This is a genomic window from Citrobacter sp. A316 (genome assembly GCF_002042945.1).
GTDB lineage: Bacteria > Pseudomonadota > Gammaproteobacteria > Enterobacterales > Enterobacteriaceae > Citrobacter > Citrobacter portucalensis.
Map to the genome: position 1 here is coordinate 208,813 of NZ_MVFZ01000007.1, position 21,230 is coordinate 230,042.

Annotated in this window: 19 protein-coding genes and 1 tRNA gene; 4 read left to right on the forward strand and 16 right to left on the reverse strand. The window is 52.2% G+C overall.

Annotation, left to right across the window (positions count from 1 at the left end):
- Positions 1-127: 127 nt before the first annotated feature.
- From dctA to BZK41_RS27250, 4 genes are all read right to left on the reverse strand, one after another.
- The gene (dctA, locus tag BZK41_RS11135) at positions 128-1,414 is read right to left on the reverse strand and encodes a C4-dicarboxylate transporter DctC (protein ID WP_079938198.1); all 1,287 of its coding nucleotides are present in this window, start codon (positions 1,412-1,414) and stop codon (positions 128-130) included.
- Between the two features lie 157 nt (positions 1,415-1,571).
- On the reverse strand, positions 1,572-3,578 hold the full coding sequence (gene hmsP, locus BZK41_RS11145) for a biofilm formation regulator HmsP (protein WP_079938199.1): 2,007 nt from the start codon (positions 3,576-3,578) through the stop codon (positions 1,572-1,574).
- Positions 3,579-3,804: 226 nt separating this feature from the next.
- Complete coding sequence (locus tag BZK41_RS26920; protein ID WP_139762598.1) at positions 3,805-3,912, reverse strand: type I toxin-antitoxin system toxin Ldr family protein; 108 nt, start codon at positions 3,910-3,912, stop codon at positions 3,805-3,807.
- Between the two features lie 85 nt (positions 3,913-3,997).
- Positions 3,998-4,219: a hypothetical protein gene (locus tag BZK41_RS27250; RefSeq protein ID WP_172313156.1), complete on the reverse strand. Its 222-nt coding sequence runs from the start codon at positions 4,217-4,219 to the stop codon at positions 3,998-4,000.
- A 118-nt stretch (positions 4,220-4,337) separates the two neighbouring features.
- On the opposite strand from BZK41_RS27250, the gene megL reads away from it, so the two are divergent.
- Together megL and BZK41_RS11160 are read left to right on the forward strand one after the other, a co-directional pair.
- Positions 4,338-5,534 (forward strand): methionine gamma-lyase, encoded by a 1,197-nt coding sequence (gene megL / locus BZK41_RS11155; protein ID WP_008786414.1) that lies wholly within the window; start codon positions 4,338-4,340, stop codon positions 5,532-5,534.
- Positions 5,535-5,651: 117 nt separating this feature from the next.
- Positions 5,652-6,950 carry an aromatic amino acid transport family protein gene (locus tag BZK41_RS11160; protein WP_079938201.1) on the forward strand — a complete coding sequence of 433 codons (1,299 nt, stop codon included), beginning with the start codon at positions 5,652-5,654 and terminating at the stop codon, positions 6,948-6,950.
- Between the two features lie 35 nt (positions 6,951-6,985).
- Here BZK41_RS11160 and BZK41_RS11165 read toward each other — a convergent pair whose 3' ends face one another.
- The 11 genes from BZK41_RS11165 to BZK41_RS11225 all read right to left on the reverse strand — a co-directional run bounded on the left by BZK41_RS11165 (position 6,986) and on the right by BZK41_RS11225 (position 19,055).
- On the reverse strand, positions 6,986-8,188 hold the full coding sequence (locus tag BZK41_RS11165) for a sigma 54-interacting transcriptional regulator (protein ID WP_079938202.1): 1,203 nt from the start codon (positions 8,186-8,188) through the stop codon (positions 6,986-6,988).
- A gap of 176 nt (positions 8,189-8,364) precedes the next feature.
- Positions 8,365-9,369 (reverse strand): dipeptide ABC transporter ATP-binding subunit DppF, encoded by a 1,005-nt coding sequence (gene dppF / locus BZK41_RS11170; protein ID WP_003827418.1) that lies wholly within the window; start codon positions 9,367-9,369, stop codon positions 8,365-8,367.
- A complete protein-coding gene (gene dppD / locus BZK41_RS11175; protein WP_003024317.1) occupies positions 9,366-10,349 on the reverse strand; it encodes a dipeptide ABC transporter ATP-binding protein in 984 nt (327 codons plus the stop codon). Before dppD ends, dppF begins: the two co-directional genes overlap by 4 nt.
- A 10-nt stretch (positions 10,350-10,359) precedes the next feature.
- A complete protein-coding gene (gene dppC / locus BZK41_RS11180; protein WP_003024315.1) occupies positions 10,360-11,262 on the reverse strand; it encodes a dipeptide ABC transporter permease DppC in 903 nt (300 codons plus the stop codon).
- Between the two features lie 9 nt (positions 11,263-11,271).
- A complete protein-coding gene (gene dppB / locus BZK41_RS11185; protein ID WP_003837733.1) occupies positions 11,272-12,291 on the reverse strand; it encodes a dipeptide ABC transporter permease DppB in 1,020 nt (339 codons plus the stop codon).
- 166 nt (positions 12,292-12,457) lie between these two features.
- Entirely contained in the window at positions 12,458-14,065 is a 1,608-nt protein-coding gene (dppA, locus tag BZK41_RS11195; protein WP_079938203.1) for a dipeptide ABC transporter periplasmic-binding protein DppA, read from the reverse strand.
- On the reverse strand, positions 13,980-14,216 hold the full coding sequence (locus BZK41_RS27255) for a hypothetical protein (protein WP_162604169.1): 237 nt from the start codon (positions 14,214-14,216) through the stop codon (positions 13,980-13,982). The genes dppA and BZK41_RS27255 overlap by 86 nt, the downstream gene beginning before the upstream one ends.
- A gap of 610 nt (positions 14,217-14,826) precedes the next feature.
- Positions 14,827-14,903: transfer RNA gene (locus BZK41_RS11210), tRNA-Pro, on the reverse strand.
- 91 nt (positions 14,904-14,994) lie between these two features.
- On the reverse strand, positions 14,995-16,689 hold the full coding sequence (eptB, locus tag BZK41_RS11215) for a kdo(2)-lipid A phosphoethanolamine 7''-transferase (protein WP_079938204.1): 1,695 nt from the start codon (positions 16,687-16,689) through the stop codon (positions 14,995-14,997).
- Positions 16,690-16,899: 210 nt separating this feature from the next.
- On the reverse strand, positions 16,900-18,102 hold the full coding sequence (locus tag BZK41_RS11220; RefSeq protein WP_003024301.1) for an MFS transporter: 1,203 nt from the start codon (positions 18,100-18,102) through the stop codon (positions 16,900-16,902).
- A 251-nt stretch (positions 18,103-18,353) separates the two neighbouring features.
- The gene (locus tag BZK41_RS11225) at positions 18,354-19,055 is read right to left on the reverse strand and encodes an autotransporter outer membrane beta-barrel domain-containing protein (protein ID WP_079938205.1); all 702 of its coding nucleotides are present in this window, start codon (positions 19,053-19,055) and stop codon (positions 18,354-18,356) included.
- 159 nt (positions 19,056-19,214) lie between these two features.
- Here BZK41_RS11225 and tag point away from each other — a divergent pair, with 159 nt between their 5' ends.
- On the forward strand, positions 19,215-19,784 hold the full coding sequence (gene tag, locus BZK41_RS11230) for a DNA-3-methyladenine glycosylase I (protein ID WP_003846107.1): 570 nt from the start codon (positions 19,215-19,217) through the stop codon (positions 19,782-19,784).
- Positions 19,774-20,214, forward strand: a complete 441-nt coding sequence (locus BZK41_RS11235; protein WP_079938206.1) for an N-acetyltransferase — start codon at positions 19,774-19,776, stop codon at positions 20,212-20,214. Before tag ends, BZK41_RS11235 begins: the two co-directional genes overlap by 11 nt.
- On the opposite strand, the gene BZK41_RS11240 is transcribed toward BZK41_RS11235, so the two are convergent.
- Positions 20,183-21,230: molybdopterin-dependent oxidoreductase (locus BZK41_RS11240; protein ID WP_172313160.1), on the reverse strand; the 1,048-nt coding region annotated here is incomplete at its 5' end. The two genes, BZK41_RS11235 and BZK41_RS11240, sit on opposite strands and share 32 nt — an antisense overlap.

Genomic DNA, 21,230 nt, shown 5'->3' on the forward strand with positions numbered 1-21,230 from the left:
GAACATAAAAATGTCACGGAAGAAGTGAAAAAATCCCGAGCCGCCGAATCGACGGTTTCAGGCACAGGGGGTAATTATGCGCAAACGCCCGCAGTCCTGGAAGGGACTACGGGCATAAGTGACGAGATTAAGAGGATAAATCGTGCGTTTTGCCATCCGGCGCACGATTATTCAACGTGTCATCCAGCTTTTTGGCATCCAATTCTTTCACCCATTTAGCCACAACGACAGTTGCAACACCGTTACCAATCAGGTTGGTCAGCGCACGGGCTTCAGACATGAAGCGGTCAATACCAAGAATCAGCGCCAGGCCAGCAACCGGCAAATGCCCCACCGCAGAGATAGTCGCGGCCAGAACAATAAAGCCACTCCCGGTCACACCCGCAGCACCTTTTGAGGAGAGCAGGAGCACCACCAACAGGGTTATCTGATGGAAGATATCCATGTGACTGTTGGTAGCCTGAGCGATAAACACCGCCGCCATCGTCAGATAGATTGATGTCCCATCAAGGTTAAACGAGTAGCCCGTGGGTATAACCAATCCGACAACCGACTTCCGACAGCCCAGTTTTTCCATCTTATCGAGCATACGCGGCAGCGCAGACTCGGAAGAAGACGTCCCCAGAACGATCAGCAGTTCTTCACGGATATAGCGGATGAATTTAAAGATACTGAAGCCGGTTGCGCGCGCAATTGAACCCAGCACCAGCACCACAAACAGAATACAGGTGATGTAGAAGCAGATGATTAACTGACCCAGTTGCACCAGCGTTCCGACGCCATATTTACCGATGGTAAAGGCCATAGCACCGAAAGCACCGATCGGCGCCAAGCGCATGATCATATTAATGATGCCGAAAATAACCTGCGAGAAACTTTCAATAACGTTGAAAATCATTTGGCCCTTGCTGCCCAGACGATGCAGCGCAAAACCAAACATTACTGCAAACAGCAATACCTGCAGGATGTTACCGCTGGCAAACGCACCAATAACGCTCGCTGGGATAATATCCATCAGGAAACCTACGATCCCCTGGTCTTTTGCCTGTTCGGCGTACATCGCAACCGCTTTGGCATCCAGTGTCGCCGGATCGACGTTCATCCCAGCACCGGGTTGCACTACGTTGACGATGATAAGACCGATGATCAGCGCAATGGTACTAACAATTTCAAAATAGAGCAGTGCAACCGCGCCGGTGCGGCCCACGGCTTTCATACTTTCCATGCCTGCAATGCCGGTAACGACAGTACAGAAGATGACAGGTGCGATGACCATTTTGATGAGCTTAACGAAAGCATCACCAAGCGGCTTCATTTGGGCGCCTAATTCAGGGTAGAAATGGCCAAGGAGAATACCTATGGCAATCGCTGTCAGGACCTGAAAGTAAAGGCTTTTGAATATAGAGGTTTTCATAGGGTGTCCTTAAAGTAAAAACCACAGGTCTTGTAAGGTTTTGTTTAACCTGCGGCCTTAAGGTAACACCCACACAACTTGACAGAAATGTACCTGGATCATAATTGATACAGAAATGTTAAAAATTTTGAGCTGGCTCGCACAAGCGAGACCTTTTTTAACTTTTGTAATCAGTGCTTTCGGGCGCCAGATAACGTTCTTCGAAGATATTTGCCGGAACCGGTCGGGCAAACAGGAACCCTTGTGCCACTTCCACCCCGGCTTGTGATAGCCATTCACGCTGCGCTTCGGTTTCGACACCTTCGGCAATCATCTGCAAATTAAGGCTGTGGGCCAACTGAATGATGGCAGAGATCATGCTGCAATCTTCAGGTACCCCGTCGACAAACATCTTATCGATCTTGAGGACATCCACCGGTAGCGACTTCATGTGCTGCAACTGTCGCAAGCCCGCATACCCCATGCCAAAGTCATCCAGTGCGATACGTACTCCCGCATTACGCAATGGGCGCAAAATGGCCACCGCGGCGTGGGGATCATCAATATGTCGACTTTCAGTCACTTCCAGGATCAACGTACCAGGCTTGATACGATAGCGGTTTAACAACTCCAGCAGGTCCGAAACCATACTCGGGTGCATCAGCTGTAGCGCAGACAAATTCACCGATAGCGGCAGCATCAGACCACGTTCCTGCCACGCTGACAGCTGGCGGCACGTCTCTTCCAGCACCCAGTAACCAACCGTCACCATCAGACCGCAGGACTCAATCCTGTCGATTAACCCTTCGGGCAGCTCCCAGCTTCCGTCCGGCTGCTGCATTCGCAATAATGCTTCAGCGCTCAATACCTTACCGCTGGACACCTCCACTTGCGGCTGCATCCAGAGCGCAAACTGATGGTTATCCAGCGCGCTGAGAATATCGTTCTCTTCCGTCAAACGCTGCTGTGCCTCTTCCATCTGCAACGGATCAAAGAACTGAATCTGATTTTTACCCTTATGGCGCGAGGTTAACACGGCCGAGAGGGCGCGGCGATATAGCTGTTCTGCAGTCAAATCGCCATAGAACATTGCCACCCCAATGTTGCAGGTAGGACGCAGTTGAATACCCTGAATAGGTAATCGCTCGTTAATGATAGTGAGTACTTGCTGACCTAGCGTAATAGCATGCCAGGGTTCTTTTACACCATGGGCGATGATGGCAAAGTCATAGCCACTCACCTGGGAAAGCACCATCCTGGGGGCCAATACAGACTTGAGTTTTTCGACCAGCGTAAGCAGCAGGATTTCCCGCTGGGTTTCGGTTAACACACCCGCGGTGTCACGTAGGGTTTCGCAGGTGACAATCATCAGCGCCGTCGTCTGCTGGCGGGTAACAACCTGCTCCAGCAGCCCCATCAAAAACGACTTATTGGGTAGTTCGGAAACCGGGAAACGCATTGCAAAGTCGCTTTGCTCTTCGCTATGTCGCTGAATCAACTGTTGATTAAGATTGTAGCTACGCACCAGCATACCAATCTCATCATCCTGATGTAGACGCGGCAATGCCAGTTGATAACCAATCAGATCCTGCTGTTGAATGTCGTTCAACTCACGGGCAATTTTACGTAAGGGGTGCACAATCAAGCGATTAATGCACCAGGAGATGGCGACGGTCAGTATTAACGACAAAAGTAAGTAAATGGTCACTAACGTCGAGAGTGTACTCATCACGAATTTGTACATGCGGTACGAATCCGCCTGCAGCACCAGATATGCCAGCGGCTGCGGGTTAGCGGAACGCTCAAGAGAATAGATCGGCAGCGAAATTTGAACCGGAAGCTCAAACAGGCGGGTCACCGTAACTGGAACCGGGCGTTCAGGTATAAAGCTCATCCGCAGCGCCTGAAACTGATTGGGCAGCACCACATCGGCGCGACTTACCACGCCTGCTGGCCGAATACTTCTTAAAATAGCTTCCGCTTCGGGAATATCCCCTTTCAGGATAGTGTCCGACAGAGGCTCACGGACGGAGCGGGCGATACTTTCCAGTTGCGTAGCCGTGTTATAGCGGTTTTGCTGAACCAAATGGAACAACAAAACGGTGCAAAAAATAAAAACGAACACCATAACAACGGCCGCAACCATTGCCATCTGCTTAATTGTTAACGAGCGACTGACACGCAAACTGACTCTCCACGGATAGACGAAACTGCCGTCAGAGTATACCCGATCGTAGCGGTATTAAGAGAGGCGGTATCTGAAAACTTCCCAGCGTGCATTATCGCGACAGGATAGGCACCTGGCGACGAGATTTATCTGCATTTAAGCCGAAAAAGGCCGCAAGGTTGCCCCCTGCGGCCTGGTTCGGGCGCATGTTGCCATCACGGCAGGCAGACGCCCACAAGGCGCATTACTTCCTGTTACGCAGCCAGCTCACAATCAGGCTGGCAATAATGCCAGCGATGACTGGAGCCGCTAAATCGTGCCAGAAGGCCACGCCTGACTGTGCGAGCGTCATATAGCCGCCTGTGTTGCAATGGCAACTGTTCACGGCTATCCTTGAGTTGTTCAGGTTCAAGTCAGCCCCCGTTTTGTTGCCAGGTTTATACCGAACAACGTGCGGGGGTTTTCTCTTTCCAGCAACCGATGCCGCCGGGGATCAAGCCCCCGCAACATTGCGCCTCACCGGGGATTCCCGGCTTGCCGCTGATTCTACGGTAGCCCACTTGCCATTTCACTGCGCAATATTGCGCTCTGCGTAGCGCCTCGCATTTCACCCGTTTTCTCACCAGCACGCTGGAAAGATTCTTGCCAGTTGGCAACATTCCTGCCAACCATTAATTCAGATTAAAAAATAACACATTGATATCTATCACTTAATTTTCTGGCACAGCGATTGCTATTTGACTGTGAGCTGTTCTGTTCCGAATTAAAGGAGATATCATGTCTGACTGTCGTACTTACGGATTCAACACCCAGATCGTTCACGCGGGGCAACAACCCGACCCTTCAACTGGCGCGCTCAGTACGCCTATTTTCCAGACTTCAACGTTTGTTTTTGACAGCGCCGAACAAGGTGCCGCCCGCTTTGCGCTCGAAGAGTCCGGGTACATTTACACCCGTTTGGGTAACCCCACCACCGATGCGCTGGAGAAAAAGCTGGCGGTACTGGAACGAGGTGAAGCCGGACTGGCAACCGCGTCCGGTATTTCTGCTATCACCACAACACTGTTGACGCTGTGTCAGCAGGGTGACCACATCGTTTCCGCCAGCGCGATTTACGGTTGTACCCACGCGTTTTTGTCGCACAGCATGCCGAAGTTTGGGATTAACGTCAGCTTTGTCGACGCGGCAAAACCTGAAGAAATCCGCGCCGCCATGCGCCCGGAAACCAAAGTTGTGTATATCGAAACACCCGCTAACCCGACGCTGTCGCTGGTCGACATTGAAACGGTGGCCGGTATCGCCCATCAGCAAGGCGCATTGCTGGTCGTGGATAACACCTTTATGTCGCCGTACTGTCAGCAGCCTTTGCAACTGGGCGCGGATATTGTAGTGCACAGCGTCACCAAATATATCAACGGTCACGGAGATGTGATTGGCGGCATCATTGTTGGTAAGCAGGAGTTTATCGACCAGGCGCGGTTTGTAGGCCTGAAAGATATCACCGGCGGCTGTATGAGTCCTTTCAATGCGTGGTTGACGCTGCGCGGCGTTAAAACGCTGGGCATTCGTATGGAACGCCACTGTGAAAACGCGTTGAAAATCGCCCGCTTCCTCGAAGGGCATCCGTCCATTACTCGGGTGTATTATCCTGGCCTGACTTCGCATCCGCAGTATGAGCTGGGCCAGCGGCAAATGAGCCTGCCAGGTGGAATTATCAGCTTCGAAATCGCCGGCGGCCTCGAGGCTGGCAGACGGATGATCAATTCTGTAGAATTATGCCTCCTCGCGGTCAGTCTCGGTGATACCGAAACCCTCATTCAGCACCCAGCGTCTATGACACATTCGCCCGTTGCGCCAGAGGAACGGCTTAAAGCAGGTATTACCGACGGGCTTATCCGTCTTTCTGTGGGTCTTGAAGATCCAGAAGATATTATTAACGACCTTGAACACGCCATCAGAAAGGCAACATTCTGACCCATATGGCCTGAACCGACGCCGTTCGGTTCAGGTTGTTGAGAATCAAGGCACAACAGTCTGGCAATACACGCAATCCTCTTTCGGGGAGAACGTGTATTTTGGGCAGGGGGTTCTATGCAGGACAACACATTACAATTAAGCAACAATACAGCAACCGCCGTACCATTCTCAAAAAAAATACCGTTTACGAAATACGATTTTGGCTGGGTATTACTGTGCATCGGCATGGCCATTGGCGCCGGAACGGTACTGATGCCGGTACAAATTGGCTTAACAGGCATTTGGGTATTTATCGTCGCCTTTATTATTGCTTATCCTGCAACTTATATTGTGCAGGATATTTATTTAAAAACATTATCAGAAAGCGAAACCTGCAATGACTACACGGATATTATAAGTCATTATCTGGGAAAAAACTGGGGCGTATTTCTTGGCGTCATCTATTTTCTGATGATTATTCACGGCATATTTATCTATTCATTATCCGTGGTTTTTGACAGCGCCTCATATATCAAAACTTTCGGCCTGACCGAGGCCGATCTTTCACAATCGATAATCTACAAAGTGGCCATTTTTGCCGTGCTGGTCGCCATTGCTTCCGGGGGAGAAAAGCTGCTGTTCAAAATCTCCGGCCCGATGGTGGTGGTCAAAGTGGGTATCATCATCGTATTTGGTTTTGCGATGGTTCCGCACTGGAACTTTGCTAATATCAGCGCCTTCCCTGAAGCATCGGTCTTCTTTCGTGATGTACTGCTAACCATCCCGTTCTGCTTCTTCTCAGCGGTGTTTATTCAGGTGTTGAACCCAATGAACATCGCCTACCGCAAACGGGTGACGGACCGGGTGCTGGCTACGCGTATGGCAATCCGTACGCATCGCATTAGTTACATTACTCTGATTGCTGTCATTCTGTTTTTCTCCTTCTCTTTTACCTTTTCTATTAGCCATGAAGAGGCCGTTTCGGCTTTCGAACAAAATATTTCCGCACTGGCACTGGCGGCTCAGGTCATTCCTGGGCAGATTATTCATATCACCTCAACAGTATTAAATATCTTCGCCGTATTAACCGCGTTCTTTGGTATTTATCTGGGATTCCACGAGGCGATCAAAGGTATTATTCTCAACGTCCTGGGCCGCGTCATTGACGTTGAGAAAATTAATCCGCTAGTACTCACGCTGGGTATTTGCACCTTTATTGTTATCACCCTGGTCATTTGGGTGTCATTTCGCGTATCGGTACTGGTGTTCTTCCAGTTAGGTAGTCCGCTTTACGGAATTGTGTCGTGTATTATTCCGTTCTTCCTGATCTATAAAGTCACGCAACTGGAAAAACTACGCGGGCTGAAAACCTGGTTGATCCTGCTGTACGGAATTCTGCTGTGCCTGTCGCCCTTATTGAAGCTGATTGAATAACCCACGTATATCGCGCCGTCAGACGCTGGCGGCGCTTAACTCACACTCTCCAGCTGATAGCCGCGAATTTTATTCAGCACCGTGGTGTGCGACACGCCCAGCGCTTTGGCGATATGCCGTGACGACACATTATCTTCCACCATCTGTTCAATGAGCTGGCGTTCAGCACACAGAACCTGCTCTTTAAAAGGACGTTCTGTCGGGCCCCGCTCAACGGCAGGCAAATTCACCATCCCTAATTCTTCCCGCGTAATGACATCGGATTCCGCCATCAGCATCAGGCGAATAATGGTATTTTCCAGTTCGCGCACGTTTCCCGGCCAGGTGTGATGGTGCAGGGCATCAAAACAGGCTTTATCCAGAATGATCCGCCGCTGAAATTCCTTCGCGTATTTCTGCACAAAGTGGCGAATCAGCAGGCTGATATCCTGTGGGCGCTCTCGCAATGGCGGAATAGTGAGTGAAAGCACATTGATGCGATAATAAAGATCGGCGCGCAGCAGACGTTGTTCCACCATCTCTTCCAGATTGGCATTAGTTGCCACAATAATGCGCACATTGACCGGAATAATTTGCGCCCCGCCAACACGACGGATCCCGCCATCCTGAAGCACGCGCAGGAGTTTAGCCTGTAGGCTCAGCGACATTTCGCCAAACTCATCGAGAAAAAGGGTGCCTTTATCGGCCATTTCAAACAGCCCTTTTTTGCCTTTACAATCCGCGCCGCTGAAAGCCCCTTTCTCATAGCCAAAGAATTCACTCTCCATTAGCGACTCAGGTAGCGCAGAGCAGTTGACCGGAATAAACGGATAAAAACGTCGCTGCCCGGAATTATGGATAGCCCGGGCCAGCAGCTCTTTACCGGTCCCCGTATCGCCACGGATCAGAACGGTATATTTGCTGTCGGCAATTTTTATCGCCTTTTCGATAAGCGCGTGCATGCTCTGGCTGCTGCAAATAATGTCAGAGAAATAGCGCGGGCGTTCCAGCTCCGGCGTTGACAGCTCGCTTATCTCCTCACAGAGGTAAGCAACATTAATAATATCGGCGCGCTGGCTTAAACAGGATTGCACACAGGAAATATCCTGTAGCTGGCGGCACCAGGATTTAATCAGGATCCGCCCAGGCGTGACTTTCATGGAGATGATATTGATATCACAGCAGGAAAATTCCTTCAGGACATCCTCCACCATCGACAGACGATCAATTGTTTTAATATCCCAGCGTATCGTGACCACATTTGCTCCAGGTAGTTAGCAACTGCGAAATAGATATTTCTGTGACTAGAGGGAATCTGACTACATTCTAGACGCTGTGGAATAATGTTCTGCCAAAGGACTCACATTGTGGACGTAAAGAGAAGATATAAAAAAACCGGAGCACAAGGCTCCGGTTATTGGGTCATAACCCAGGTTTATTGCTGTGGGTTCTCATCCTGGTCAACGGCAAAACAAGCCACCAGTTGACCGCCGTAATCTTTCAGCTGCGGCTGAAGCTGGGTACACGGACCAAAGCGACGACGGCAGCGGGCGTTAAACGCACAGCCCGGCGGCGGATTCAGTGGGCTTGGCAGTTCACCGGTCAGCTTGATACGCTCACGGCGATCGTCCGGGTTCAGGCGCGGCGTCGCGGAGAGCAGCGCTTGCGTGTACGGATGACGTGGATTATTAAAGATTTGGTCCTTCGTCCCTTTCTCCACGCAGCGGCCTAAATACATCACCATTACTTCATCGGCAATGTGCTCGACCACCGACAGGTCGTGCGAGATAAAGACGTATGACAGCCCCAGTTCCTGCTGCAAGTCCATCATCAGGTTCAGCACCTGCGCACGCACCGAAACGTCCAGCGCTGATACCGGCTCATCGGCAATCACCACGTCCGGGTCAAGCATCAGACCGCGAGCGATGGCAATACGCTGACGCTGACCGCCAGAGAACATATGTGGATAGCGGTCGTAGTGCTCGGTTTTCAGCCCCACTTTCGCCATCATCGCCAACGCTTTTTCACGACGCTCTTCTTTGCTGAGCGTGGAGTTGATCAGCAGCGGCTCTTCCAGAATTTGTCCGACTTTCTTACGCGGGTTCAGGGAACCGTACGGGTTCTGGAACACAATCTGGATTTTCTGCCGACGCAGCTTTTGCGCCTGCGGGTCGTGCTTAAGCAGGTCCTGCCCCTGGTAATACAGCTCACCGCCGGTCGGGACTTCAATCATCGTCAGCAGGCGGCCAAGGGTGGATTTTCCACAGCCCGACTCGCCTACCACTGCCAGCGTTTTACCGCGCTCTAAGGTAAAGGAGACACCGTCCAGCGCTTTCACCAGACGCTCCGGGGCGAACATGCCCTTTTTCACCGGGTAGTGTTTCTTCAGATCAATAGCCTGCAACAGCGGCTGTGGCAAAGCGGCCTTTTGCGTACTCATAGCCCAGGCCTCCCGGCATCATCAAGTGGGTAGTGGCATTTCGACTGACGACCGCCTTCCAGCAGGTTCAGTTCAGGTTCTTCAGCACGGCATTTGTCGGTCGCATAGGGGCAGCGTGGGTTCAGCAAACAACCGCTCGGGCGGTCATATTTACCGGGAACCACGCCCGGCAGTGAGGCCAGACGCGCTTTGTCCTGAGCAAACTCCGGCAGCGCGCGCAGCAGCGCCTGGGTGTAAGGATGACGCGGCGCGCGGAAGATATCCTGCGCGGCCCCGGTTTCCACTACCTGACCGGCGTACATCACGATGATTTTGTGTGCCGCTTCAGCCACCAGCGCCAGGTCGTGCGTGATTAAGACCAGCGCCATGTTCTCTTTTTGCTGCAATTCCAGCAGTAGCTCGATAATCTGCGCTTGAATAGTCACATCCAGCGCCGTTGTCGGTTCGTCGGCAATCAGCAGTTTCGGACGACAGGCAATCGCCATCGCGATCATCACGCGCTGACTCATCCCACCAGACAACTGGTGCGGATAGACATCCAGACGCGAGGCCGGATCGGGGATCCCCACCAGCGTCAGCAGGTCAATTGCCCGCTGAATACGCGTTTTTTTGTTGCCGCCCTGGTGCACCTTGATGGCTTCCATAATCTGGTAGCCGACGGTATAGCAGGGATTAAGGCTGGTCATCGGGTCCTGGAAGATCATCGCCACTTCCGCGCCCACTAACTGGCGACGCTCTTTCTCAGAAATGCGCTTCAGGTCGCGACCATTAAACTCCAGATTTTCGGCCATAACGCGGCCTGGGTAGTCAATCAGTCCCATAATCGCCAGCGAGCTGACGGACTTACCAGAGCCGGACTCTCCTACAATGCCAACCACTTCACCCTGATTCACACTGTAGCTAATGCGGTCTACGGCGCGGAATTCGGAACCTACGTCGCCGAAATGCACCGATAATTTATCTACATTTAATAACGCCATCTCGAACCTCTTACTGCTTCAGTTTGGGATCGAGCGCGTCACGCAGACCGTCACCCATCAGGTTAAATGCCAGCACCGTCAACAGGATCGCCAGCCCCGGGAAGGTCACGACCCACCAGGCGCTTTGGGCAAACTGCAGAACGTCAGAGAGCATGGTGCCCCATTCCGGCGTAGGCGGCTGTGCGCCCATCCCCAGGAAGCCGAGGGCAGCCATATCGAGAATGGCGTTAGAGAAACCAAGCGACGCCTGAACAATCAGCGGCGCAAGACAGTTAGGAAGAATGTTAACGAACATCTGGCGCATCGCACCGGCTCCCGCCACGCGAGATGCGGTAACGTAGTCGCGGTTAACCTCCACCAGCACGGCGGCACGCGTCAGACGGACATAGTGCGGCAATGCCACGAACGTCAGCGCCAGCGCGGCGTTGCCAATCGAGGGGCCAAATACCGCCACCAGCACCAGCGCCAGTAACAGACTCGGCAATGCCAGCATGATATCGACCACACGCATGATGACGTTATCGACAATCCCGCCAAAGTAACCGGCGATCAGCCCAAGAACCACGCCCATCAGCAGGGAGAGTACGACTACCAGACAGCCGACCAACAGCGACAGACGCGCACCGTACATCAGGCGGGACAACACGTCGCGGCCTACATCATCAGTACCAAACAGATGCGCCATGGTACCGCCTTCCTGCCACGCAGGAGGAGCCAGCAGCGTATCGCGGAACTGGTCTGCCGGGTTGTAGGGGGCAAGGACGTTGGCAAAGACCGCAATCAGGATCATCACCACCACGTACACCAGCCCAACAACCGCACCTTTGTTGCGTTTAAAATAGTGCCAAAACTCCTGCAGCGGAGTCATCGGCACCGGTGCAGCAATAACTTTATTTTCAGTAACCTGTGACATGATGGCCCCTTACTTCTTATGCCGAATACGCGGGTTCACCACGCCGTACAGCAGGTCTACCAGCAGGTTGACGAGGATAATCATCGTCGCGACCAGCAGCACCCCGCCCTGCACCACCGGATAATCGCGGCGTTGCAGCGCATCGATCAGCCAGCGCCCCAGTCCCGGCCACGAGAAGATGGTCTCGGTCAGGATTGCCCCAGCCAGCAACGTACCAACCTGCAGGCCGATAACGGTTACAACGGGCAGCATCGCGTTACGCAGAGCGTGAATAATGATGACGCGCATACGGGTCAGGCCTTTTGCGCGCGCGGTACGGATGTAATCTTCACCCAGCACTTCCAGCATCGATGAACGAGTCATACGCACAATGACCGCCAGAGGAATGGTACCCAGCACCATCGCAGGCAGGACCATATGCGCCAGCGCATCGATAAAGTTGCCCTCTTCACCCCAGATGGCGGTGTCGATCAGCATAAAACCGGTTAGCGGATTGGAATCATCAAGGAACACCATGTCGCTCACCCGCCCAGAAACTGGCGTCAGGTTCCACTGCACGGAAACCAGCATGATCAGCATCATGCCCCACCAGAAAATCGGCATGGAGTAACCGGTCAGCGCCAGGCCAACTGCGGTATGATCGAAAATGGAGCCGCGCTTAACGGCAGCAAGTACACCCACCGGGATACCCACTGCGACGGCGAAAATCATCGCGCAGACGCCGAGTTCCAGCGTTGCTTTGAAGCGAGGTACGAACTCTTCCCACACAGGTAAGCGGCTTTTCAGTGAAATGCCTAAATCACCATGCATAACCCCCCAGATATAGTGGAGGTACTGCTGCCACATCGGCTTATCCAGACCGAGTTCAGCCAGCAGTTGAGCATGACGCTCAGGGGAGATCCCACGTTCACCCGCCATGATCATAACCGGATCGCCGGGGATCATATGGACGAAGGCAAAGGTGAGAAGAGTGATACCGATAAACGTGGGGATGACGAGTCCCAAACGTCGGAGAATGAACTGCAACATAACCCGGATTCTCTCTAATGACGCACGGCCTGGAACCGTGAGTCTGTATTGCTCACAAATCTTATCCCACGCAAACTGCATCGCGGGTAAAGCATTACGCCGGAGGGCGCTGCGCTTATCCGGTCTACACAATACCGGGGCGCAGCGCTTCCTTAATTGCTTTTAATTATTCGACAGAGACGTTTTCGAAGTGGTGTTTACCTAATGGATCAACCACATAGCCTTTCACTTCTTTACGCACTGGTTCGTACACGGTGGAGTGAGCAACAATCAGAGCCGGAGCCTGGTCGTGCATAACAACCTGAGCTTGCTTGTACAGTTCAATACGTTTGTTGTGATCGTCGGTCGCACGCGCCGGCTGGATCAGGTCTTCAAACGGCTTGTAGCACCAGCGAGAGTAGTTGGAACCGTCTTTCGCTGCCGCACAGCTGAACAGGGTAGCGAAGAAGTTGTCCGGATCCCCGTTGTCACCGGTCCACCCCATCATCACCGCCTGATGCTCACCCGCTTTGGCGCGCTTCAGATACTCGCCCCACTCGTAGGTCACAATCTTGGCCTGAACGCCAATTTTCGCCCAGTCAGCCTGAACCATTTCCGCCATACGGCGTGCGTTCGGGTTATACGGACGCTGTACTGGCATAGCCCACAGCTCAACGGTAAAGCCTTTGTCCTGACCGGCTTCCTTCAGTAGCGCTTTGGCCTTCTCAGGATCGTAGGTGTAGTCTTTAATATCATCGTTATAGCCCCACATGGTCGGTGGGATCAGGTTTTTGGCGGCAACGCCAGCGCCCTGATAAACCGCCTTAATGATGGCTTCTTTGTTCACCGCGTAGGTCAGCGCCTGGCGGACTTTCACGTCGTCAAACGGTTTCTTCTCGGTGTTGAAAGAGAGGTAGCCAACGTTCAGACCCGCCTGCTCCATCAGGTTGATGTTTTTATCCTGCTTCATGCGCGCGATGTCTGCCGGGTTCGGGTACGGCATCACCTGGCACTCGTTCTTCTGCAGTTTGGCGTAACGCACGGAAGCGTCAGGCGTAATGGAGAAGACCAGACGGTCGATCTGCGGCTTGGTGCCCCAGTAGCCTTCAAATGCTTTATACAGAATACGGGAGTCTTTCTGGTACTGCTGCAGCTGGAACGGACCGGTCCCGATTGGGTTCAGATCCACTTTCTCCGGAGAACCGGCTTTCAGCATGTTGTCAGCATATTCTTTGGAAAGAATAGAAGCGAAGTCCATCGCCAGGTCAGCCAGGAACGGTGCTTCCGGGCGAGTCAGCACGAACTGAACGGTTTTATCGTCCACTTTTTTCACTTCGGAGATCAGATCCGGCAGACCCATCCCTTCGAAGTATTCATAGCTGCCGCCGGACACTTTGTGGTACGGGTTCTGGGCATTTTTCTGACGATCGAAAGAGAACACCACGTCATCGGCGTTAAAATCGCGCGTCGGTTTAAATTCTTTGTTGTCCTGCCACTTCACGCCCTGACGCAGGTGGAAGGTGTAGGTTTTGCCGTCTTCGCTGATTTCCCACTTCTCAGCAAGGCCCGGGATCACTTCAGTCGTACCGGTTTTGAACTCGACCAGGCGGTTATAGATCGGTACGGAGCTGGCATCATAGGTAGTGCCAGAGGTGAAAAGCTGCGGGTTAAAGCCTTCAGGAGATCCTTCTGAACAATAAACCAGAGTTTTAGCCTGTACGCTTGCTGCGACGGTCATAGCCACCAGGCTCAGACCAAGCTTCAGCATCCCTGACTTCTTCAAGGAAATACTCATTCTTCTGCTCCAAATGTGATGTTTGTTGTTTTACCCTTTGCAGTGGGTTTGCACCGCCTGGCCTTTTTTGTTTTTTACCCGGCCGGGTCGGCGTTAAGAGGATGGGGATTCCGTTCACATAAGCGACTGAGTTGCAGTGCGGATTCTCCATGAAATGCCCCTCATACCCTACAATCTGTCAACAGAATGTGAAAACGTCAATACAGGTCACCGTGATTTACGCCAACGGTGAGAATTCACAAACAAAGATTAAAAAAAGTGCGGAAGGACATTTTCAGCAGGGAAATTTGTGCTACGCGTACTATGCCAGAATAAACATCTTCATATTTCGCAACATTTGGTGATTAACATTTATGCAATTTATTCAAACTTTCTAAATTAATGCTGCATATCTGAGCGATTAATACCATGAACGTTAAAGCGCACAGCGTAAAATGCCAGCTTCAGCCATAAGTAGCGCAAAAAAAGTTTCAAGCAAATATAAAAAAAGGCAATGGAATATGTCACAGAATCGTTAACAGTCAGTGGGAAGTGGTGCACAATTTTTGCAGATAAAATGAAGGTCAAACGTGGGGTCGGAAAAACACAAAATACGCCCTGCCAGCGCTTCGCCTGTAGGCCGGATAAGGCGCTTGCACCGCATCCGGCAATGTCTGTTATAGCGTAATGTTTTGCCTGATGGCGCTGCGCTTATCAGGCCTACAAAAGCCACAAACGCCCCAAACGCAAAAAACCCGCTCAGAGAGCGGGCTTTTTAAATTTGGTCGGTGATAGAGGATTCGAACCTCCGACCCCTTCGTCCCGAACGAAGTGCGCTACCAGGCTGCGCCAATCACCGAATGCGGGGCGCATCTTACTGCTCAGCTGCGCGCCCGTCAATCCCTTAGTATCAAAATGCCATTTGATCGGCGAGAAAGTCAGCAGCTTAGTTACTGGGCTGAAGCCTTATTCGCGTCCGGGATACGGCACCAGTTGTTATTCTCGTTAATACCGCCATTTGGCGAGGTATAACCGAGGCAACCCAAAATGGTGTCGTACAGTTCCACATGACGACGCGGCACTTTCATATCAGCTTCTTGCTTCAGGTGTGCAAACGCCTTCGCATGGTCTGGGTCTTCCAGATACTTGTCAGACATCCACACCAGCATAGGAACGCGGAACTGCTCAGGCGGCGCCATTTTACGCGGCGTACCGTGCAGGTGCTCACGTTCGTTAATCGACTCACCGTGATCGGCGGCGTAGAACACAATCGCTTTCTTATCGCGCAATTGATCAAACACTTTGGTAATAAAGTGATCAACATAGGTTACCGAGTTATCGAATGAGTTGATCATCTGGGCCTTCGAGCAGCCGCTATCAACATTGACACACTCCGGCTTCCACTGTGCATATTCACGGGTATAGCGCTGGGTGTAGTTAAAATGCGAGCCCTTAGTATGCAGAATAATCAGATGCTTGCCACCATCTTCATTATTTTGCAGAGACTGCTGCATCTCGGTAATCAACAGCATATCGTCAACGTTCTTGCCGCGGTTACGCGGCTCTGCGCCAATCTGCTCACGATAGGCGATGTTCTCCGCCATGGTGTTACTGTAGAACCACATCTCGCTTTGCATCGCGTAGAGATCTGTCTTGAACCCTAACTGGCCGAGCACGGAAAAGACGTTTTGCTCTTTCAGGGTACGCTGCGGGTTTTCTTCTGCCCCACCCTCACGCACAAACATGCAACGCAGCGAAAGTTTGGTTGCCGTATCACAGGAATATCCACGGAAGGCGGCCAGATTTTTCTCCTGGGCGAGCCTTGGCGTGGTATTGCGCTCATAGCCAAAAATTCCCATATGATCCCAGCGGGTCGTTTCGCCGATAATAAAGACCACATAGGTGTCGTCGAGGTTCTTGGGGGCAACATAGGTAAACTTCTTCGCCGGGTTCATCAACGATTTGTTGTCTGAAGATTCATCCACCTGCGCCCAGGCGTACAGACCCAGCGCGGAAAGCCAGTTTGACGGCAAATAAGAGTTCGCCACCACGCCGCCATAGCTGGGTAAATCGATCCCCGTTTCCCGCTCAACGCTTTTCTGTTGCATGCTCAGCAGGCGAATCGGCGCCCATACCATCAGACCGGCCAGTAAAACTACCGCTACGCTACGCCATCTCATGCCGGGCGTACGGATCTGTTTCATCAGGGTATAGCGGCAGCGATTACTCCAAATCAGAACCAACGGTAAAATGCTGACCGAAACCAGCCACACGATAAAATGCCAGCCAACAACTTCTTTCGATAAATCAATATCCGTGGTCATTACTGAGGCAATAATACCGTAACCAATTACCACATTCAGGAAGGTCATGTAATAGCTGGCACCGGCAGAGCACAGTACCACTAAGGTTGTCAGGACACGCCAGGCACGCCGACCAAATAAAGAGAGAAGCCGTAGTAAAAAGAAGGTCACCAGCACAGTGCCGGCTAATTCAACAACCGCAGAGAGTCCTTTCCAGACGGTAAACTCGTGTGCATATCCGCTAAAGCGACGGAAAAATACAGCACAGTTCATAAACAAACCGATATAGATTGCCAGCAGGAAACTGAGTTTCTGCTGCGTCATCGACTTAATGTATCTCATGCAAACAAACCCTGGGAATCGGGATAAAAACACCCTGTGCAGTAGTCAAACAGACCAGGCAGGGGAAAATGCGACAACAGCAGAGGTGAAATGTCTACGGGCGCGGGTAAGTAGACCACAGGAGGGTGAAAAAGTGCTTATGGAGAATGCAAATGGCGCATATATTTTTGTAAATATATGCGCCAGATATTAATCAGACTACTAATAGGTTTAGGCGTGCGCCTCGGTATATACGCTACGCTGTGGCTGGCGGATGGTGGTGGAGAGTGCCAGCGAGATAATTAACAGCGCAAAGATAACGCAGAAGGTCACATAGAAACCGCCGAACAGCGAGGCGATGATGGAACCACAAATGCTGCCGATACCGAAACCTAAGTAAATGACACCGTAGTTTTTAGCCAGGTTGTTCAAACCGAAGAACTCGCTCACCAGTGACGGGAACACGGTGATGGTACCGCCAAAGTTAAATGCTACACAGGCAATCGCCGTAAAGAAGGTCACATCATTCAGCGGAGCAAACAGCAGTGCCGCCATACCCACCAGCGAAACGACCTGCCCAATGGTGATAACGCGAATACGAGAGATTTTATCGGACAGAATCCCCAGAACCAGACGACCGGACAGGTTAGCGATAGAAATGACGGTAACCGCATTTGCCGCCGTTGCCACATCCATATGCGCCAGACTTTGTGCGATATCTTTCGCCACGCCAATCACATACAGCCCACTCATACACGCCGTCAGGAACATAACCGCCAGCATCCAGTACTGCGGTTTACGCATGGACTGCGCCAGGGTGTAGTCATTCTCAACCACACCATTTTTCGTTTTCACTTCCTGATTCGGCGCGTCTTTCATCAGCGTGGAGCCAAAGACGATCATAACCAGCACAATCGCGCCCCAGATCATGAAGGTTTTTTCCAGCCCCACGGTGCTCAACAGTTGGCTGTCGATGAATTTAAAACCGAGGCTGCCAAGACCGTAAGAACCGATAGCGAAGGCAGAAATCAGTCCTTTACGCTCCGGGAACCATTTTACGCAGTTGGAAAGTGTTAACAGGTAGCCTGCGCCATCCGCCAGACCGACCAACACACCGGCGCTCAGCCACAGCATAATCAGGCTGTCAGAGTGGGCGGTTAAGAAGAAGCCCACACCGAGTAAAATACCGGAGGCCATGGTGACGCGTTTCACGCCAAAACGTTCCTGCAGTTTCCCAGCTACGGAAGAAGAAATCGCCAGCCCGAGGCTCAACAGGCCAAAGGAAAAGGCAACCTGACTCACCGGCGCATCAAGCTTAGAAGAGAGCGCACCGTTAAACAGGCTCCAGGTATAAACAGAACCTAAGGCAAATTGGGTAATGATGGTGCCGATCAGTGTCAGCCAGCGGGTACGCTGATAATCAGAAGTTTTCATGGCAGTCTTCCTGCATAAACAAAATGGGAAATTCTCTGCCAACTACCATACCGAAGCGCTTTTATGACCAGGAGAAAACGGCATGAAATGCCGCCAGGACGGAATGAAATGCCTGGAATGCGGAATGAATGACGAGACAAAAAGTCGGACTACTGAATTTTATCACATGAGTTAGTACACGCTATCGCTGGAGTACGTGTGATTGTTGATCTCAACATGTAATCAAGATGTTTATTTGATGATTGCTTACGTTAAAATTTGGCGCTCACTCCCATGGTGTACATATAGTCGCTGTTGTTGATACTATTTTCCGCCTGCGAAAGCGCTGCGTAAGCCGCCATGTGCGGGTTCAACAGCATATCCGCACCGACGGTGACATCCACCCAGTTACCGTCCTGACCCGCTGCCGACATGCGGCTGAGACCCGACTGCGCCTTCCAGATATTCTCGCCAAACTGCTGGTTATAGCTGATTTGCGCCCACGGTCGCACATCACCGAACTGCGAATTGACTCGCCAGCCCAACGAGCTCACGCTGGCATGCCACAGCGGATCGCTCTGCGTTACCGACGTCGCGCTATCGCCAAATTCGTTGTAAGAAGATGTGGTTGAACCGTCATAATGCAGCGCGGCAACCGGACCAGTTGTCACCTGCCTTGAAAGCGGGAAGTTCCAGCCCATACTCATGCCGCTGGTCGCATCCATAGGCGTCTCATCCGCCAGATTCACCACGGGCCCCGCCACGTTTTGAGTGGAGCGAATACGTTCTTCCAGAATGTCGTTATAACGTGGTTGGTGATCGCTGTCCCATGTATAACGTTCAGCCGTATGCCCTGACATAGCATCAACGATATATTCTTGTTGCCAGCCATATGCTGTATTGGTGGACAGCGCACAAACTACGACGCTCGCCAGAGTTAACCTTTGGCGACCACTACTGTTTCTTATAATCATCAACGCGACTCCAGAAAAGAGCCGAATTCGGCGATATTATTGTCATTGTGTGAAGGATATCGGGCCCATCAGGCCCTGTATTAAATATTGTCTTTTTAGCTGGCGCGTCAAGGCGGGCCGAATGAAATTTTTACGCCAGTAAAAACAGCGAGGAAGAATATGCAGCGTTGCGGATGGGTCAGCCAGGACCCACTTTACATTGCCTACCACGACAAGGAATGGGGCGTCCCCGAAACCGATGGTAAAAAGCTGTTCGAAATGATCTGCCTTGAGGGCCAGCAGGCCGGGTTATCGTGGATTACCGTGCTAAAGAAACGGGAAAATTATCGCCACGCTTTCCACCATTTTGACCCGGAAAAAGTGGCGGCCATGACCGAAGAGGATGTGGAAAGGCTGGTACTGGATGCCGGCATTATTCGTCATCGCGGAAAAATTCAGGCCATTATCGGCAACGCTCGCGCCTTTCTGACGATGGCGCAAAACGGAGAGTCGTTTAGCGAATTCGTCTGGTCATTTGTTGATAACCAACCACAAGTGACCCGCGCCGCCAACCTGAGCGATATTCCCACCTCCACGCCTGCGTCAGACGCGCTGTCTAAAGCGTTAAAAAAACGCGGATTTAAGTTTGTCGGCACCACCATTTGTTACTCCTTTATGCAGGCATGCGGCCTGGTCAACGACCATGTCACCAGCTGCATCTGTTATCCGGGAGAACAACATGATTCGTGAATCAAAGGCTGAAGATCTACCGGCGATTCTGACGCTGTGGATGGAAAGCACAATCCATGCCCATCCGTTTATCGAAGAGCGCTACTGGCGCGAAAGTGAATCCATCGTGCGGGATGTTTATCTGCCAGCCGCGCAAACCTGGGTGTGGGAAGAAGAAGGCGAGCTTAAAGGCTTTGCCAGCGTCATTGACGACCGCTTTCTCGGCGCGCTATTTGTCGCGCCAGCCGCCATCAGAAGCGGGATCGGCAAAGCGCTGGTGCAGCATGTCCAGCAGCGCTTTTCGATACTCAGCCTGGAGGTCTACCAGAAGAATCAATCAGCGGTGAACTTCTACCATGCGCTGGGTTTTCGCATTGAAGACGGCGCATGGCAGGAAGAGACTCACCATCCCACGTGGATTATGGGCTGGCAGGCGGATCAAACGCCGTAAGCGTCAACGTGGGTCCGCTGTATTTTTCAAGCCACGCCAGCGCGGTGTTACCCGCGCAGCCATTCCCCAGCTTCGAGCTGGGGAGATCTTTGGTCAGCACGTTGACGGCGCCATTTTTACAAATACCATTCGCTGCGAGATCCAAATCAGGCCAAGCGCCTTCATGAATACAGATGACGCCGGGTTTAATACCCGCCGTCACCACCGCGCCCGCCAGAACTTGCCCACGCAGGTTCCACACCCTGACCGTATCGCCATCCGCAATGCCGCGCGCGTGGGCATCCTGCGGATGGATCGTTATCGGCTCACGATCCGCTACCGCGTACTGTTCACGTAGCGCACTGTAGTTAAGCTGACTATGCAAACGGTGCGCCGGATGGGCGGAAAGCAGCTGTAGCTGGTCCGGTTTGGCGTTACCGAACCACTCATCCGGCTCCAGCCACATCGGGTGCCCCGCACAGTCCGCGTAGCCGTAATCGGCAATCCTCGCGGAGTAGATTTCAATTTTGCCGCTGTCCGTTTTCAGCGGATGCGTCTGCGGGTCGCGGCGAAAATCCGCAAAACGGATAAACTGCGCGCTGGCAGCATTTTCCGGCATTTCGATCAGGGCGTTGCGCTGCCAAAACTCGGCGAAAGGCGGCAATGTCACCTGCTGACTGGCCCCACGTTGCCCGGCAATATTATAAAAAGTCTCCAGCCACGCCAGTTCACTTTTACCTTCGGTGAACCGGTCATATCCGCCCTTTTCCCAGCGCTCACTCAGCTCGGCAAAAACATCAAAATCATTTCGTGCTTCGCCCTGCGGCGGTACGACCTGCTTCATCGGCACCAGGTGCTGGTTGCTGTAATCGCCGGTCATGGTCAAATCATTACGCTCAAAAGAGGTGGTTGCTGGCAGCACGATATCGGCATGCTTTGCTGCGGCGGTCCAGAAACACTCCGAGATGACCACCAGCTCCGGTTTCTGCCAGGCGCGAATTAAACGGTTAGTGTCCTGATGATGGGTGAAGTTAGCC